12 protein-coding genes and 1 pseudogene are annotated in these 15,484 nt (G+C 71.1%); 8 read left to right on the top strand and 5 right to left on the bottom strand.

Going from position 1 to position 15,484, the window contains the following annotated elements:
- Window positions 1–79 precede the first annotated feature (79 nt).
- From ACWDR3_RS11745 to ACWDR3_RS11735, 3 genes are all read left to right on the top strand, one after another.
- Entirely contained in the window at window positions 80–1,474 is a 1,395-nt protein-coding gene (locus ACWDR3_RS11745) for an FAD-binding oxidoreductase (RefSeq protein ID WP_450352306.1), read from the top strand.
- Between the two features lie 49 nt (window positions 1,475–1,523).
- A complete protein-coding gene (locus tag ACWDR3_RS11740; RefSeq protein WP_450352305.1) occupies window positions 1,524–1,781 on the top strand; it encodes a zf-HC2 domain-containing protein in 258 nt (85 codons plus the stop codon).
- Window positions 1,782–1,957: 176 nt separating this feature from the next.
- On the top strand, window positions 1,958–2,527 hold the full coding sequence (locus ACWDR3_RS11735) for a sigma-70 family RNA polymerase sigma factor (protein WP_450352304.1): 570 nt from the start codon (window positions 1,958–1,960) through the stop codon (window positions 2,525–2,527).
- A 417-nt stretch (window positions 2,528–2,944) separates the two neighbouring features.
- Here ACWDR3_RS11735 and ACWDR3_RS11730 read toward each other — a convergent pair whose 3' ends face one another.
- Entirely contained in the window at window positions 2,945–3,982 is a 1,038-nt protein-coding gene (locus ACWDR3_RS11730; RefSeq protein ID WP_450352303.1) for a zinc-binding alcohol dehydrogenase family protein, read from the bottom strand.
- 154 nt (window positions 3,983–4,136) lie between these two features.
- Entirely contained in the window at window positions 4,137–4,430 is a 294-nt protein-coding gene (locus ACWDR3_RS11725; RefSeq protein ID WP_450352369.1) for a winged helix-turn-helix transcriptional regulator, read from the bottom strand.
- A 206-nt stretch (window positions 4,431–4,636) separates the two neighbouring features.
- On the opposite strand from ACWDR3_RS11725, the gene ACWDR3_RS11720 reads away from it, so the two are divergent.
- The 4 genes from ACWDR3_RS11720 (at window position 4,637) to ACWDR3_RS11705 (ending at window position 10,935) form a co-directional block, all read left to right on the top strand.
- Complete coding sequence (locus ACWDR3_RS11720) at window positions 4,637–7,795, top strand: AfsR/SARP family transcriptional regulator (protein WP_450352302.1); 3,159 nt, start codon at window positions 4,637–4,639, stop codon at window positions 7,793–7,795.
- Between the two features lie 116 nt (window positions 7,796–7,911).
- A complete protein-coding gene (locus ACWDR3_RS11715) occupies window positions 7,912–8,844 on the top strand; it encodes a catalase family peroxidase (RefSeq protein WP_450352301.1) in 933 nt (310 codons plus the stop codon).
- Window positions 8,845–8,938: 94 nt separating this feature from the next.
- Window positions 8,939–9,865 carry an SGNH/GDSL hydrolase family protein gene (locus ACWDR3_RS11710; protein ID WP_450352300.1) on the top strand — a complete coding sequence of 309 codons (927 nt, stop codon included), beginning with the start codon at window positions 8,939–8,941 and terminating at the stop codon, window positions 9,863–9,865.
- A gap of 170 nt (window positions 9,866–10,035) precedes the next feature.
- Entirely contained in the window at window positions 10,036–10,935 is a 900-nt protein-coding gene (locus tag ACWDR3_RS11705) for a hypothetical protein (RefSeq protein WP_450352299.1), read from the top strand.
- 52 nt (window positions 10,936–10,987) lie between these two features.
- Here ACWDR3_RS11705 and ACWDR3_RS11700 read toward each other — a convergent pair whose 3' ends face one another.
- The 3 genes from ACWDR3_RS11700 to ACWDR3_RS11690 all read right to left on the bottom strand — a co-directional run bounded on the left by ACWDR3_RS11700 (window position 10,988) and on the right by ACWDR3_RS11690 (window position 14,940).
- Window positions 10,988–11,890, bottom strand: coding sequence for an alpha/beta hydrolase (locus ACWDR3_RS11700; protein ID WP_450352298.1), 903 nt, complete (start codon window positions 11,888–11,890; stop codon window positions 10,988–10,990).
- The gene (locus tag ACWDR3_RS11695) at window positions 11,887–12,120 is read right to left on the bottom strand and encodes a hypothetical protein (RefSeq protein WP_450352297.1); all 234 of its coding nucleotides are present in this window, start codon (window positions 12,118–12,120) and stop codon (window positions 11,887–11,889) included. The genes ACWDR3_RS11700 and ACWDR3_RS11695 overlap by 4 nt, the downstream gene beginning before the upstream one ends.
- A gap of 117 nt (window positions 12,121–12,237) precedes the next feature.
- Entirely contained in the window at window positions 12,238–14,940 is a 2,703-nt protein-coding gene (locus tag ACWDR3_RS11690; RefSeq protein ID WP_450352296.1) for an AAA family ATPase, read from the bottom strand.
- A 114-nt stretch (window positions 14,941–15,054) separates the two neighbouring features.
- Here ACWDR3_RS11690 and ACWDR3_RS11685 point away from each other — a divergent pair.
- Window positions 15,055–15,484: pseudogene (locus ACWDR3_RS11685) on the top strand (hypothetical protein); the annotation flags it as partial.

The following is a 15,484-nucleotide window of genomic DNA, read 5'->3' as shown; positions in this document are numbered from 1 at the left end:
ATCGGACGGCACCCGGTCGCGTCGAGGAGCCGTTTCCCATGCTCCCCACACGGCCGTCGCCGACGAAAGGCACAGCACCATGACCGAGTACCAGGGGCGGACCGATCCCGGAGAGGATGCCGTCGCCGAACTGGCCGAGCGGATCGAGGGATCCGTGTTCACCCCGGACGACACGGGCTACACGGGAGCGATCGCGGGCTTCAACCTCCGTTCGCAGCACCGGCCTTGCCTGGTCGTGGCGGCGGCCACCGCCACCGACGTGCAGGCGGCGGTCGGTTTCGCCGCCGCGCGTGACCTGCCCGTCGGGGTCATGGCCACCGGGCACCAGCCGTTCCCCGCCGAGGACGACTTCCTGCTCGTCACGACGGGCGCGATGCGTACGGTCGAGATCGACGCCGAGCGTGCCGTGGCCCGCGTCGGCGCGGGCGCGCTCTGGTCGGACGTGGTGGATCCCGCCCAGGCGGCGGGCCTCGCACCGCTGAACGGATCCAGCCCGGTGATCGGGGTCGTGGGCTTCACCCTCGGCGGCGGACTCAGCCCGTTCCTGGGCCGGTCCTTCGGCTGGGCCGCCGACCACGTCGTCGAGATCGAGGTCGTCACCCCGGACGGCACGCTGCGTCGCGTCTCCGCGGAGGTGGAACCGGAGCTGTTCTGGGGACTGCGCGGCGGTCGCAGCAACTTCGGCGTCGTGACCGAGCTGGAGATCCGGCTCTTCCCCGTGACCTCCTTCTACGGCGGCGGGATCCACTTCCCCGCCGAGCACGTCGAGGCCGTGCTCCGCGCCTTCCCAGAAGTCGTCCGTGACGCGCCCGACGCCTTCACCTGCTCGGTGGCGCTGCTCAACTTCCCGCAGGCCCCGGAGATTCCCCCACCACTGCGCGGCCGCTTCCTCGCCCACGTCCGGGTGACCCACCTCGGCTCCGACGAGGAGGCCGAGAAACTCATCGCGCCCTTCCGCGCCATCGGCGAGGGCGTGCTCGACACGATCGGCCGCCACCCCTACAGCGCGTACGCCGTCGTGCACACCGACCCCGCGGATCCCTTCCCGTACGAGGAACAGGGCGCCCTGCTGGCCGAGTTGCCGGCCCAGGCCGTCAACTCCCTTGTGGAGAGCGCCCAGGTGGCCGCCGGCGGTCTCGTCACGGCCTTGGAACTCAGGCACCTCGGCGGGGCGTTGGCGGACCGGCCGGCCGCGGCGGCACCCGTCGCGGCCCGGGACGCCGAGTTCAACGTATGGGGAGCGACCGTCGGTCCGCCGGAGGTCGTCGAGGCCGGGACGGCCATGCTGGGCGGGATGATCGAGCGCCTCAGACGCTGGGCCACCGGCCTCGCGTACACGAACTTCGCCGGTCGTGAGGATCGGGCGGAGGACGTCTACACCGCCGCCGACCTGACGCGCCTGCGCGCCCTGAAGAGGCAGTACGACCCTTTCAACCTCTTCCGGGTCAACAACCACGCCATCGCTCCGGAATAGGACCACGCCGAGCCGTCGGGACACCGACCTGATTCCAGGAGACCGCACGGTGACATGCGAACAGGAGACCACCGCACTGGCCGCCTACGCCATGGCGGCCCTCGACCCCGCGGAGACCGTCGTCGTCGACAGACACGTACGGCAGTGCCCGGTCTGCGCGGGCGACGTGGACGGGATCCGCACCACGCTCGCCGCGGTCCGCGGACTACACGACGAGGACATGCTGGGCAACTGGACCGGCAGACTCGCCGAACTGCGGGAGTCGGCGGTCCGAGCCGCCCGGGCCCAGGTCCCCGACCAGGGGTGACACGCCCGTCCGACCAGAGGTGACACGCGCCTTTCCCACGGCTGTCCTCACGGACGCCGGAAGAGCAAGCGGACATCAAGTGGTCGGCAAGAGGTCCCCCCGAAAGTTTCCCCGTTCAGCTTTCAACGAATGAGTGCGCCGTGCCTCGACCCACGGCGCACCGGGGGAACGTGGCGATGAGGCACAGCACAGAAGTCCGGGACACCCAGCCGGACCGGACCGGCGGGACGCGTGACAGGGCGCGCGACGACGCGTTCATCCGTGCCCTCTACGACAAGCACGGGGTGTTCCTGCTGAGAGTGACCACCGGACTGCTCCTGGGCGACAGCCACCAGGCCCAGGACCTGGTCCAGGAGGCCGTCCTGCGCGCCTGGCAGAACGCCGACATCCTCGATCCCGACGCCGAGGGCCTCCGGCCGTGGCTCATCACGGTCGTCCGCAACCTCGTCATCGACGGCTACCGAGCCCGCAAGGCCCGCCCGCCGGAGACCGTCGACACCGCGCTCAACGACATGCCCGGTCCGGAGTCCATGGACCCGGCCCTCACCAGGAAGCTCGTGCGCGAGGCCCTGGGAGACCTGACCTTGCAGCATCGCGAGATCCTCGTCCACGTCGAGTTCCTGGACCAGTCCGTGGCCCGGACGGCGAAAACGCTGGGCATACCGCCGGGCACGGTCAAATCCCGGACCCACCTGGCCCTCAAGGCCCTCCGCGCCGCGCTGACCAAGCGGGGCTACACCCCGTGAGCACGCCCCGCGGAGACGACGATCCGATTCCGAGGGACGGCGAATTCGGCGAATGGCGGACGCGTATACGTCGTCACCGCGCTCCACGCTGCGCGACGGTCTCGCGCCGATTCGCCCGCCGGCGCGCCGCGTCCACCCTGCTCCTTTCTTCCGGGGTCAGGAGATTCATGAGCCTCTCGTTGTTGACCCAGTCGTTCAGAAGGGCGTGAGAGCCTCCCAGACTCAGGGAGTACGCCCACATGCTCCGACCTCGCCTTGTTCCGTCCCATTCGGCTGCCCAGCCGAGCAGATGACCGATTCGCTGCTCCGGCGTGAACCTCATCACTCGCATGCTCGTCACGTTTCCATGGTTCCGAGAAGGCCTGTTCCTCTTCCGGTCTGTAGACGGGGCGTAGAACAAGGAGGTTCACGAAAGGCTCAGAATCCGGTGAGCGTCACCTTGCCGATGGTGCTGCCGGACTCCAGGATCCGGTGCGCCTCGCGCAGATGGGCCGCGTTGATCGTGCCGAGGTCCTGGGTGGCCGTGGTCCGCAGGGCGCCCTCGTCCACGAGCTCGGCGATCCGGTCGAGGATGTGGTGCTGCGTCACCTCGTCCGGAGTGTGGAACAGCGAGCGCGTGAACATGAGTTCCCAGTGAAAGGAGATGCTCTTCGCCTTCAGCAGGCCGATCTCCACGGGACCGAAGTCGTCGATGGCGAGCAACTGCCCGAACGGCTTGAGCATGTCGGCGTACGCGCCGAGGTTCTTGTCCGTGCCCGCGGTGCCGAAGATGTGGTCGAGGCCGCCGGGCGCCACCTCGGCCACCTGCGCGGGCAGCGGACGGTGGTGGTCGACCACGTGCGTCACGCCCATCCGGTGGGCGAACTCGACTGTCTCCGGGCGGGAGGCGGTGCCGATCACGGTCAAGCCCGTGAGGGCGCGGGCCAGTTGAGCCACCATCGCCCCGACACCGCCCGCCGCAGCGGTCACCAGCAGGGTGCCGGTCTCCGCCGAAGCGCCCTCGCGCAGACCGAGGCGCTCGAACAGGCCCTCCCAGGCGGTGAGGGAGGTCAGCGGCAGCGCCGCCGCCTCGGCGAAGGAGAGCGTGCGGGGCTTGTGACCGACGATGCGCTCGTCGACCGCGTGGAAGCGGGAGTTGGTGCCCGGCCGGTTCAGCGCGCCGGCGTAGAAGACCTCGTCGCCGACCTCGAACAACTCCACCTCGTCACCGACCGCGACGACCCGGCCCGCGGCGTCCCAGCCGAGCACCTTGGGCTCGCCGCCCGGGTCGTTGCTCTGCCGGATCTTGTAGTCGACGGGGTTGACCGCGATGGCCTCCACCTGGACCAGCAGATCGTGCGGACCCGGCTGCGGCACGGGCAGTTCGACGTCCACCAGGCTCTCGGTGTCGTCGATCGGCAGGCTCTTGCGGTAGGCGACGGCGGGCATGGTCGTCGACTTCCAGGGCTCACTCATCACGGATCTCCTCGACAGGTGCGGTGGGCCGACGAGGACCGGCGGCCACGACCCGCACGGTACCTATCGGGAGGTAGTAACCATCAAGGGAGTCTACTTCCCAATGGGAACCATTGAGGTGAGGCCGTTGCGAGGCATCCAGGATGCCGTGGGGTCAGGCGGATTCCGGGAACCGGTCGATGTTCTGCTCCACCCAGGTGCGCAGATGGGAGAGCGGCGCGCAGGCGTCCTTGCCGAGCGGGGTCAGGCTGTACTCGACGCGGGGCGGCACCTCCGCGTAGATCTGCCGGTCGACCAGGCCGTAGTCCTCCAGGCGGCGCAGGGTCTGGGTGAGCACCTTGGGGCTCACGCCCTGCAGCCGGGCGCGCAGCGCGCCGAAACGCTGGGGCCCCTCCTCCAGTGCGCCCAGTGCCAGAGCGCTCCACTTGTTGGCGAGCAGGTCCAGCATGTCGCGGCAGGGACAGGCGGCCGAATAGACGCTCTTGGGGTCGTCGCAGAGGCCCGATGTCTTCGTCATACGGCAACAGTACCCAACGGGTACCAATGTGCCTTGCCGGTAACCACTCCCCGTCTCGTACGGTCACGGACATGCTCGGAGACCTGGGATTCGAACATCGGAACCGCTGATGAAGGCTGACGCATGAAGGCTGACGCATGAACGATGACGCCCTGCACCTCCGCCTGCTCGGCCGTCTGGAGCTGGCCGACGGGAGCGGCGCCATCGCGCTTCCGGGCGCCGTCTCCCGCGCGGTCGTCGGCCGGCTGCTGCTGGCCGGGGGAGCGGTCGTGCGCCGCGACACCCTCATCGACGAACTCTGGGAGGACCGAGACGCCAAGGACCCGGTCAACGCGCTTCAGGTCCAGGTGACCAAGGTGCGCGCGGCGCTCGCGGCACGGGGCCAGGAGGGGCGTCTGCAGTCGAGGCACGGCGGATACCGCTTCGCCCTGGGACCGGAGGACGACCTCGACACGGTCCGCTTCGAGGCGGCGGTCCACGAAGGGCGCGAGCACCTGGAGGCCGGGGCGTACCGGCGGGCGGAGGACACTCTCCGCCGGGGCCTGGCACTGTGGCGGGGCCGCGCGCTGGAGGACCTCAAGGGCCGGGTCTTCGACGCCGAACGTCTGCGCCTTGAGGAACTGCGCCACAGCGCACAGGAGGACGCCGGCGCCGCGGGCCTCGAACTCGGCCGCGCGGAGGAACTGGTCCCCGAACTGACGGCCCTCGTCGCCGCCGCCCCCCTGCGCGAGCGCTCCCGGGCCCGCCTGATGCTCGCCCTCCACCGCTGCGGCCGCCACGCCGAGGCCCTGGACGTCTACGAAACGGGCCGCAGACTGCTGAGAACCGAGCTGGGCGTCGACCCGTCCCCCGAACTGCGTTCCCTGCACGAGGAGTTGCTGACAGCCGACCCGCGCCCCAGGGCGACGACCGCGGACTCCGTACGGCTTTCCCCCGCGCCCCCCGATTCCCACCCCACGCCCGGTGCAGGCGGCCCGGACCACCCGCTCGGCCCGTTCGTCGGCCGCGCCGAGGAACTCGGCCGACTGCGTGCGGTCCTGGACCGCGAGCGGCTGGTGACCGTCGTAGGACCGGGCGGTGTCGGCAAGACCCGCCTCGTCCTTGAGACCTGCGCGCTGATGGAGTCCTCGTACGACGGTGTGTGGTGGGTCGATCTGGCCTCCGCCGACGGCGCGGGCGTCCTCCCGGCGATCGCCGGGGCTCTGGGCCTGTCCGACGCGTCGGTCCGCCCGGACCAGCCACCGCACGACTACGTGCGCCGGCTCACCTCGTTCCTCGCCGGACGGCGGGCGCTTCTCGTGCTCGACAACTGCGAGCACCTGCTCGACGCGGTCGCCCCGCTCACGGCCGTCCTGCTCGGCCGGTGCCCCGCACTGACCGTTCTGGCGACCAGCAGGGCCCCGCTGGCCGTCGCGGGCGAGACGCTGTACCCCCTGGCGCCGCTGCCCGACGGCGAAGCAGCGGAACTCTTCCGCACCCGCGCCGTCATGATCGACCCGTCCTTCACCGCGGACGAGACGGCGATGGACGACATCCGCTCGCTGTGCCGCCGACTGGACGGCCTGCCGCTCGCGGTCGAACTCGCCGCCGCACACGTGCGGTTGCTGCCGGTACGCGAGATCGAACTCCGCCTCGACAACCGCTTCGCCCTGCTGGCCAAGGGAAAGCGGACCGCTCCCGCCCGGCACCGCACCCTGCGCGCCGTCCTCGACTGGAGCTACGCCCTCCTCGACACCACCGAGCAGCGGGTGCTGACCGAACTCGCCCTGTACGTAGGCGGTTGCTCCCTCGACGTGGCCGAGACGACGATCCGGCTCCCCGAGACGGACCACCACGAGATCCTCCAGGTGCTGGCCCAACTGGTCGACAAATCCCTGCTGTTCACCGTCTCCACGCCCGACGGAAGTCGGCTGCGGATGCTGGAGACGGTCCGCGAGTACGCGCTCACCCGACTCCGGGAGGAAGGACGGGCCGCCGAGGCGGAGGAACGCTTCATGGCCTGGGCCCTGAGTTCCGTACCCGAGAGCACGGACGGAATCGCGCCCGGCGACCAGGGCGAGTGGAACAGACGGCACACCGCCGAATCCGCCAACATCAGGGCCGCCTCGGACCTCATGATGGCCCGGTCGAGAACGGCCCAGGCACTGCGACTGGAAGCCCGCCGAGGCAGCTACTGGATCATCAGCGGCCGCGAGGAAGAAGGGATCGACCGGCTCCAACGCAGCCTGCGGGCCTACGACACCGCAGCTGAACAAGGGGCCGAGCCGCCCACCGATGAGGACGAACGGGCCCTCTTCTACGCCCTGGCCTGGCTCGTCTGGCTCAACCACGTGATCGGCCGGCATGCGGAGGGCAGCTACTTCATCGACCGGTACAAGGCGGCCTGGCGCCAGGCGAAGAACCCCGAACTCGCCGTCCTGGGGCCCTGCTACGAGCCGCTCCACGCCATGCTCAACGGACAGACCGACGTCGAGGAACTCTTCGTACGGGCCGAACAGGGCGTAGCAGGCACCGAGTTCCACTGGGAGCGAGCGATCCTTCTGACCAACTGGACGACGTACTGCCTCCAACTCGGCGACATCGACGGCGCCCGTGGTCATGGCGAGGCCGCCGTCGCCGCGGCACGCGCCTCCGGCGACGACTTCGCCACGGCATGCTCCCTCACACTCCGCGGCGACGCCGACGAGAGCGCCGGCCTCCGCGACCACGCCCGCGCGCACTGGACCGAGGCGGCGCGCATCCTCCGTTCCATCGGTGCGCGTGGCCAGTACGCGTACGCGGCCCTCAGGAACGTGTGCCTGGACATCGCGGAGGGCGCGGTCGAGACGGCCGAGATCCGGCTCTCGGAGGTGGTCCGGCTCGCCGACGAACTGAGCGCGGACGACCTCCGAGCGGCGGCGGCCATCCTGCGCGGAGCCCTGGCGTTCCACGCGGGCCGCTTCCCGGACGCGCGGGCGATCTTCGCCGGCGTGTGGGACAGCCCCACCGCGCCGCTCGACCGCAGAGCGATGTCCGCCGTCGGCCTGGTGGCGGTGGCGACGTTCGGCCCACCCACGCCCTCGGCCGCCACCGACGCGCGGATGTGGATGGACCTCGCCCGCGAGGCACTCGACCGCGTACGCGAGCCGCTGGCTCGCCGCGCGGTGGGCGCCCTGCTGGACCAGCTGGACGCCTACTTCAAGTCCGGCCCCAGCAGCGAGATCGGGGCGGATCGAGTACGGGCCTGGCTGGCCGACAACCCTTCCGTGCCGGCCGGCTTCAGCGGAGTGCTGAACGGCCCGGGCCGGCATCGCTGACAAGAGTGAACCGGGGTCCGGAGCGGCTCGTAGTGCGCGTGTGACGACGCCCGCGCCGGGCTCGTCGGAGGGCGGTCCGCCCGTACACGCCAGTGTTTCGTCTTCGAAGGAATGACATGCCGAGCAGTTCCACCGATCAGACCCTGGCCGTCCAGGTCGTCGACAGCATGGAGCGCATGAGCGGGAGGCATCCGGGATATCGCCGGTCCAGCGCCCGGGGTGCCTGCTTCCGGGCCACCTTCATCCCCTCCGGGGCCGCGGCCGCTCTGACCACGGCCGCGCATCTGCAGACACGGCCGGTCGCGGCCACCGTACGGTTCTCGAACTCCGAGGGGAATCCGCACACTCCCGACACCGCTCCGGTCACCCGTGGCATGGCCACTCGTTTCCATCTGCACGACGGCAGTGACACCGACCTCGTCGCCCTCACCGTCCCGCGGTTCGTCGCCTCGACGCCCAGAGAGTTCCTGGAGCTGACCGAAGCACTGCGGCCCGACTCGGAGACCCATCAGCCGGACCCGGCCCGCGTACACGCGTTCGTCGGTGCCCATCCCCACCTGGCCGAAGCCGTCGCGCAGCAGCCACCCATACCCGTCAGCTACGCCTGCGCCGCCTACTGGGCCATCCATGCCTTCATCTGGGTCGACGCGGCCGGCGCCAGGCAGCCCGTGCGGTACCGCTGGGAACCGGAAGCCGGACGCGCCGACCTGACGCCGGACGAGGCGGCCACCCGCACCGCCCACTACCTCACCGACGAACTGCACCGGCGACTCGTCCACGGGCCAGTGGCGTTCGACCTACGGGTGCAACTCGCCGACCCCGACGACCCCACCCACGATCCCAGCACCGTCTGGCCCGACGGGCGCGAGGAGATCACCGCCGGCCGCCTGGAGATCACCGCACCCGCCGACGACCAGGACCCCTGGGACACGCAAGCCTTCAACCCCACCCGAATCACCCCCGGCATCCAGCTCTCCGACGACCCCGTCCTCGCCTTCCGCACGCATGCCTACGCCGAATCCCACCTCCGGCGCAGCCACAACCGATAGCGGTCACCGCGAACTGGTGAACCTCCTTGGCGCGCAAGCCGTTTGACGTTTCGCCAGGACGATGCCCCCGCCACCCAGGGGGCTTGACGAATGGATGGACTTGAACAAGCAGACCAAGAGTTCCCCCGGCCGCAGAGGCCTGCTGCGCGGCACGCTGGTGGCGTGTTGCGCGATGGCCCTGTCCGCCGCGGGCGCGACCGCGGCGAGTGCCTCGATATCCACCGCGCGACCCACCGCGCGCACCGTCGACTATGTCGCGCTGGGCGACTCGTACGCCTCCGGCCCCGGCATCCCGACCCAGGTCGACACCGCGTGCGCGCGGTCCGACGGGAACTATCCGTCGCTGCTCGCGGCGGCGCGGAACTGGCAGCTGACGGACGTCAGTTGCTCGGGCGCCACGACGACGGCCCTGGCCGGACCGCAGGGTGCGCAGCCGCCGCAGCTGGACGCGCTCAGCGCCGACACGGACGTGGTCACCCTGACCGTCGGCGGCAACGACCTCGGCTTCTCCAACAACCTCGCCACCTGCGCCGGCCTGACGTCCAAGGACCCGACGGGCCACCCCTGTCAGACGTTCTTCACGAGCGACGGCACCGACCGGCTGGAGCAGCGGGTCAACGACATCGCTCCGAAGATCGCCGCCGCGCTGGACGCCGTCCGGGAGCGGGCGCCGTACGCCAAGGTCGTGGTGGTCGGCTATCCCGACCTGTTCCCGGAGGACGGGGTCGGCTGCACCGGGTCCGCCGTACCGATCGCGGCCGGTGACTTCGCCTATCTGCGGGACACCGAGAAGAAGCTCAACTCGATGCTCGCGAGCCAGGCTTCGGCGAACGGCGCGGGCTACGTCGACACCTACACCCCCACCGTGGGGCACGACATGTGCCGGCCGGCCGGAGAGCGCTGGATCGAGCCCCTGGTCGCGACGGCTCCGGCCGCACCCGCGCACCCCAACGCCCAGGGCCAGCAGGCCATGGCCGCCGCGGTGGAGAACGCCCTCCACTGCCGCTCGTACCGCCGCTGACCCGAAGGGAAGGAGGGTGTCGGCTGTCCTGGGGAGAGCCGACGCCTTGCAATTGCCGCAATCTCTCGGCCTCGTGAACCTCAACGAGCAGCAGTACGTAGCCAGTGCAGTGCCCGCGGCGATCCCGTGGGCCTCCGATCGTCGACGCACAGGAACGGATGGACTCAACGATGAGATCTAGGACCGCGACGCGCTTCCCGCTCGACCGACCCGCCCGCTCTCTCGGCAGCCGCGGGCGCGCGCTGGGCGTGGCGCTCGCCCTCGGCGCGTTACTGGCGACGGGCACCGCAATGACCGTGGCCACTCCGGCGGTTGCGGCGGCGGGTGACGTCAAGTGCCCGTCCACGGCGTGTGTGCAGATCGCGCCGGGGGCCGGTTCCCCGGTCGCCATCGCTCCGGACAATGCGGGGTCGCTGTATCTGGCGTACTCCGGAGGCGATCTGCTCAAGCTCGACCTGGCCTCCGGAGCGCTCACCACGGTCACCACCGGTCTGGGCAACCTCCGGGGAGTGGCCGTCGCGGACGGCAACGCGTACATCACCAACTTCGACGGCGTGCTTCAGCAGGTCTCGCTCGCCACGGGCAGCCGCCGGACCCTGGCCTCCGGCCTGCCCTCGCTCTTCGGCGTGGCACGCGTCGGCACCACCACCTATGTCACCGACGGCAACGGAGAGATCGTCGCGGTCCCGGACGGCGGGGCGGCGCGCGTGGTGGCCACGGGCCTCGGGTTCTCGTACGGCCTCGCGTTCGACAAGGCAGGACTCGCCTACACCGCGGACATGATGACCGGCCGCATTCTGCAGACGAACGTGACCACCGGTGCGACCCGCACACTGGTCACCCAGGCCTACGAACCCACGTCGATCTCGGTCGGCCCCGACGGCCTGGTCTACTTCCAGGTGGTCCACGAAGTGAAGCGCGTGAACCCCGTCACCGGCGTCCAGTCCCACGTCACCAACCTCGTCGGGGTCAACAGCTTCAGCTTCTCGCTGGCGGCGTCCGGGGACGCGTACACCGCCGGCAGCAGCAACGACGGGCTGTGGCGGATCGTCGGCCTGACGGCGCGCTGAGCCGCCAGGACCCGTTCGGAGTCACCCCTGGTCCCGGCGCTCTCCGGTCACGTCACGCGTTCGCACCGGTGAGCCGCGCGGTCAGGAACCGTCCGGCGCTGTCCAGCGCGACGGTCGCTTCGTCCAGGAGCGGACCGTAGGCCTGGAAGACGTGCGGTACCCCAGGGGTGACCTCCAGCGTGACCTCCACGTCCGCCGCGGCGGCCTGCTGGGCGAGGCGTACGGCGTCGTCGAGGAGGACCTCGTGGGAGCCGACCTGGATGAGGAGGGGCGGCAGACCGGAGAGGTCCGCGAAGACGGGGCTGATCAGGCCGAGCCCGGCGTCCCCTCCCGCCGTGTAGTCGCTGACCCGGGGTTCGAGGAGCTCCCGGCTTAGCAGCGGATCGACGTCGTGCTTGGCGTCGATGCTCGTCCCGGCCAGCGTGAGGTCGGCGTACGGCGACATGGCGTACGTGGCCGCGGGCAGGGGCAGTCCGTGCTCGCGGGCGTTGACCAGCGTGGCGACGGCGAGTCCACCGCCGGCCGACTCGCCCGCGAAGACGATGTCCGAGGGGGCCGTGCCGTCCCGCAGGAGGGCTTCGTAGGCTGCCAACGCGTCGTCCACCGCTGCCGGATACGGGTGTTCGGGGGCGAGCCGGTAGTCGACGGAGAAGGCCCTGGCACCGGTCCGTCGGCCGACCTGCGAGGCCAGGCCCGCGGCGCTGAGCGCGTCGCCGAGGACGTAGACACCGCCGTGGAAGTACAGGACGACATGCCGGGGTTCGACCCCGTCGACCGTGACCTCGGAGACCGGAACACTGCCCAACTCGCCCGATTTAACGGTCACTTCAGGCGGCAGCGGCTGCGCCGACGTCAACTCGCGGAGCTGGCGCCGTTGTTCGTCGACGGAACTGCCGACGGGGAAGGCGGACTGACGCAGGATCGCGTCGAGGGTCTGTCGCTGCTCGGTGCTCACGGAGCATCTCCCTTCGCTGGGGGCCGGACTCTGCGGACTTCGAGGAGATCCAGACCGAGGGCCTCGATCTCGGAGAGCACGCCGAAGAGCGCCGCGGCGTCCGGCAGCAGCCCGGTGAGCACCGTCTCGGCACCCTGCCGCTCCGGCGCGAACGTCGGGAACGCCGTCAGCAGGGTGGGGCCGAGGTGGCCGTCGACCCGGATCTGATACAGGACAGGGTCATCACCCATGTGCCGATGGTCGCCGCGCGCCAGGTGAATCCGCCTCACCGGATTCCGGTGATCGTACGGAGGCACGGGACTGCGGTGATCGTAGGGAGGTACCGGATTCCGGCGATCGTACGAGGCTCAGCCGCGGCCGTTCGACAGCAGCCGCAGCTCTCGGCCGCGCTGCACCGCCGAGGACCGGTCCCTGGCGCCGAGCTTGGCGTAGATCCGGCGGATGTGGGTGTTGACGGTGTTGGGCGAGACCGACAGTTCGGCGGCGATCTCGGGCCGGGTGAGGTTGGTCGGCAGATAGCGCAGGACACGCAGCTCGCTCGGGCTGAGTTCCTCGGCAGGTCCCGCGGCCGACCGGTCCGGCCCGGCCGGGGCGCCGCCGTGTACGGCGTCGAGGATGTCGGAGACCAGCGCGGTGTGCGAGGTCCTGTGCTGCACGGCGTCGAGGAGTTCCCAGGCACCGGTCGTCGCGAAGGGCAGGACCACCCGGTCCGGCTCGGCCAGGTGCAGTGCCTGCTCGACGGCCGCCCCCGCCGCGAGATCGTCGCCCAGGTCGCGGCAGGCGAGTGCGTCCAGGAGATGCGCCTCGATCGGGGTGAGGAGGGAGTTGACGGGGGCGGTGCCGTCCAGGACGGACCGCAGCTCGCGGTGAGCGGCGGCGGGGTCCTTCTCGGCGAGGCGGATCACCGCGGCCGCGGTGCGGATCTCGCCGGCGGCGGCCTGCCGGTCGTCGAGGCCGGCGAGGAGCGTCCGCGCCTGGTCGACCATCCCGAGGCGGGCCTGCGTGGCCATCGTCCAGGCCGTCACCCGGGACGAGAGTCCGTGCCGGCCCACCATGTGTGCCTGCACCTGCTCGGCGGCGGTCAACTCGGCCAGTGCCTCCCGGAGTTGGCCGCGCGCCGCCGGAAGCATCGCGGAGATCAGCCGCACCAGCAGCCGGACGCCGGGTTCGCCCTCGGACCGGGTGCCCCGCCGTGCGCGGTTCAGCCACCGTTCCCCTTCGTCGAACTCGCCCGCGCAGATCAACGTCCCGGCGAGGGACACCTGCGCGGGCGCGATCACCGGCTCGGCGTCCCAGCCGTACCGCGTGGCCAGCGCGATGGCCTCCTCGCAGCGCTGCCGGACCAGGGCGAAGGAACGGCCGCCGGAGACGAACCCGAGGTGGGCGCGGCAGGCGACCTCCAGGTAGGGGCGGCCGATGTCATGGGCGAGCGCGGCGCCCTCCAGAAGGTGCCGCTCGCTGTCGGCGAGCCGCAGCGACCAGGCCTCGGTGACCCCCAGATTCAGCAGGGCGAGGGCCCGTAGGTCACCGGCGAGCGCGACCTCGGTGTTGGAGTGACCGGCGGCGGGGGAGGGCAGCGCGTCCGCCTGCTCGAACACGGCGTCGAAGTGCCCGCGCAGCCGGGCCAGCAGCAGCTCCAGGGACGCGATCGCCGTCCGCAGCCGGGGTCGGCGGTCGGGCGGTGTCGTAGCGGCGTACGACCTGGCGATCTCCAAGTGCGCCTGGGCCTCGTCCAGTCGGTGCTGGTGCAGGTCGGCGTTGGCGTACACCAGCGCCAGCTCCGGGGAGTCCTCGCCGGCGCCGGCCCGGAAGCCGCGCAGCAGCGCCACCACCGTCCCGCCCTGTCCGTCGAGCGTGAGACTGACGGTGTGATCCGTGAGCAGACGGGCGGCCTCGGCCCAGTCGCCCGCGGCCTGCAGATGCCGTACGGCGTCGGCGGTCTGGGTGTGTTCGGCGAACCACCGCGCGGCCAGTCGGTGCAGTTCCGGGATGGCCTGCGGGAGGGTGCGGCGCAGTTCCAGCCGGAGCAGGTCGGCGAACAGACGGTGGTAGCGGAACCATGTGCGGTCGGGGCCGAGGGACACGACGAAGGCGTTGGCGTCCTCCAGCTCCAGCAGGACACGCTCCGAACCGGCCGCGCCCGTGAGCAGATCGGCCAGCTCGCCGTTGACCCGGTCCAGCAGGGAGGTGCGCAGCAACAGCCTTTGTACGTCGGCCGGTTGGCGCTCCAGCATCTCGGCCATCAGGTACTCGGCGACCGTACGGTGACTGCCGGAGAACTCGGCGACGAACCGTTCGGGATCCGGGTGCCCGGTCAGCGAGAGCACCGCGAGCCGCAGCCCGGCTGCCCAGCCCTCGGCACGCTGATGCAGCACGCCGGCCACATCGTCGGGCAGCGCTACTTCGCAGGCGGCGAGCAGCTCACGGGTCTCGGCCTCGGTGAAGCGCAGTTCGGCCGCGCGGATCTCGGCCAGTTCCCCGTTCAGCCGCAGTCTGTGCAGCCGCAGTGGCAGGTCGTGCCGGGTGGCCACGATCGCGTGCACGCCCTGGGGGAGACGCGTCAGCAGGGCCGTGAGCTGTTCGGTGGCTTCCGCGGAGTCGAGTTCGTGCAGGTCGTCGATGACGAGGTAGAAGGGTCCGCCGGACGCCGTGAGCTCGGACAGCGCCTTCTCGATCAAGGCGCCGCCGTTGAAACCGGGGGCCACGGGCGGCGGCTCCGCGGCACCCTCGGCGTCGGCCGCGACGCGGACCGCGTCCAGCAGAGCGAGCCAGAACAGCTGCGCGTCCTGCTGACTCGGCCGTACGGACACGAACGCGATACGACGGTCCCGGCCCGGCCGGTCGGCCCAGGCGCGCAGGAGCGAGGTCTTTCCGCTGCCGGCCGGCGCGGAGATCATCGTCACCGGCTTCTCGGCCGCGCGGTCCAGGGTGGCGACCAGCTCGCGGCGGTCGATGAGACCGGGTCTGCCCCGGCCCGGACCCTGTCCTGGTGCGCGGCCCGAACCCGCTGCGGCCGGCAGGTGGGGCTTCGAGCCATGTCCTTGAGCCACGCGGTCAGCGTAGCCGACACGAATCACCGCATCCCGGTGTCGACCGAGGCCGTGGGAGGACCCGGGACGGGCATCACACCCTCGACGCGGCCGTTCCCGCATAGGCTCGCGGACATGACAGATGCGTTCGCGGGGGTCCGTCTCCTCGGCCCGCCGGAGACAGACGGCGAGTACATCGCGCTGAGCGGGCACGAGACGGTGCACCTGCACGAGTACACGCGGATCTACGCCGTACCAGGGCTCTACGAGCATGTCGTCCAGGAACGGCTGCGGTGCACGTCGCCGCAGGTCGCGGCCGAGGGCTTCCTGCGCGCGGCCGAGCGCCTCGGGCTGGATCCGGGCTCGATGACGGTCCTCGACGTCGGCTCCGGTACGGGCCTGGTCGGCGAACTCGTGCGCCGCGGTGGCGTGGCCCGGGTCGTCGGCGTCGACGCGCTGCCGGCCGCACGCGAGGCGTGTCTGCGCGACCGGCCGGGCGTCTACGCCGACGACCCGGGCCACGCCACCGCGGCGCACGAGTTCGCCGACCAGGCCCGTACCGGAG

This window comes from Streptomyces sp. NPDC001002 (assembly GCF_053599215.1).
The sequence above is the reverse complement of the archived record's forward strand: the minus strand, read 5'-3'. Positions and strand labels throughout refer to the sequence as shown.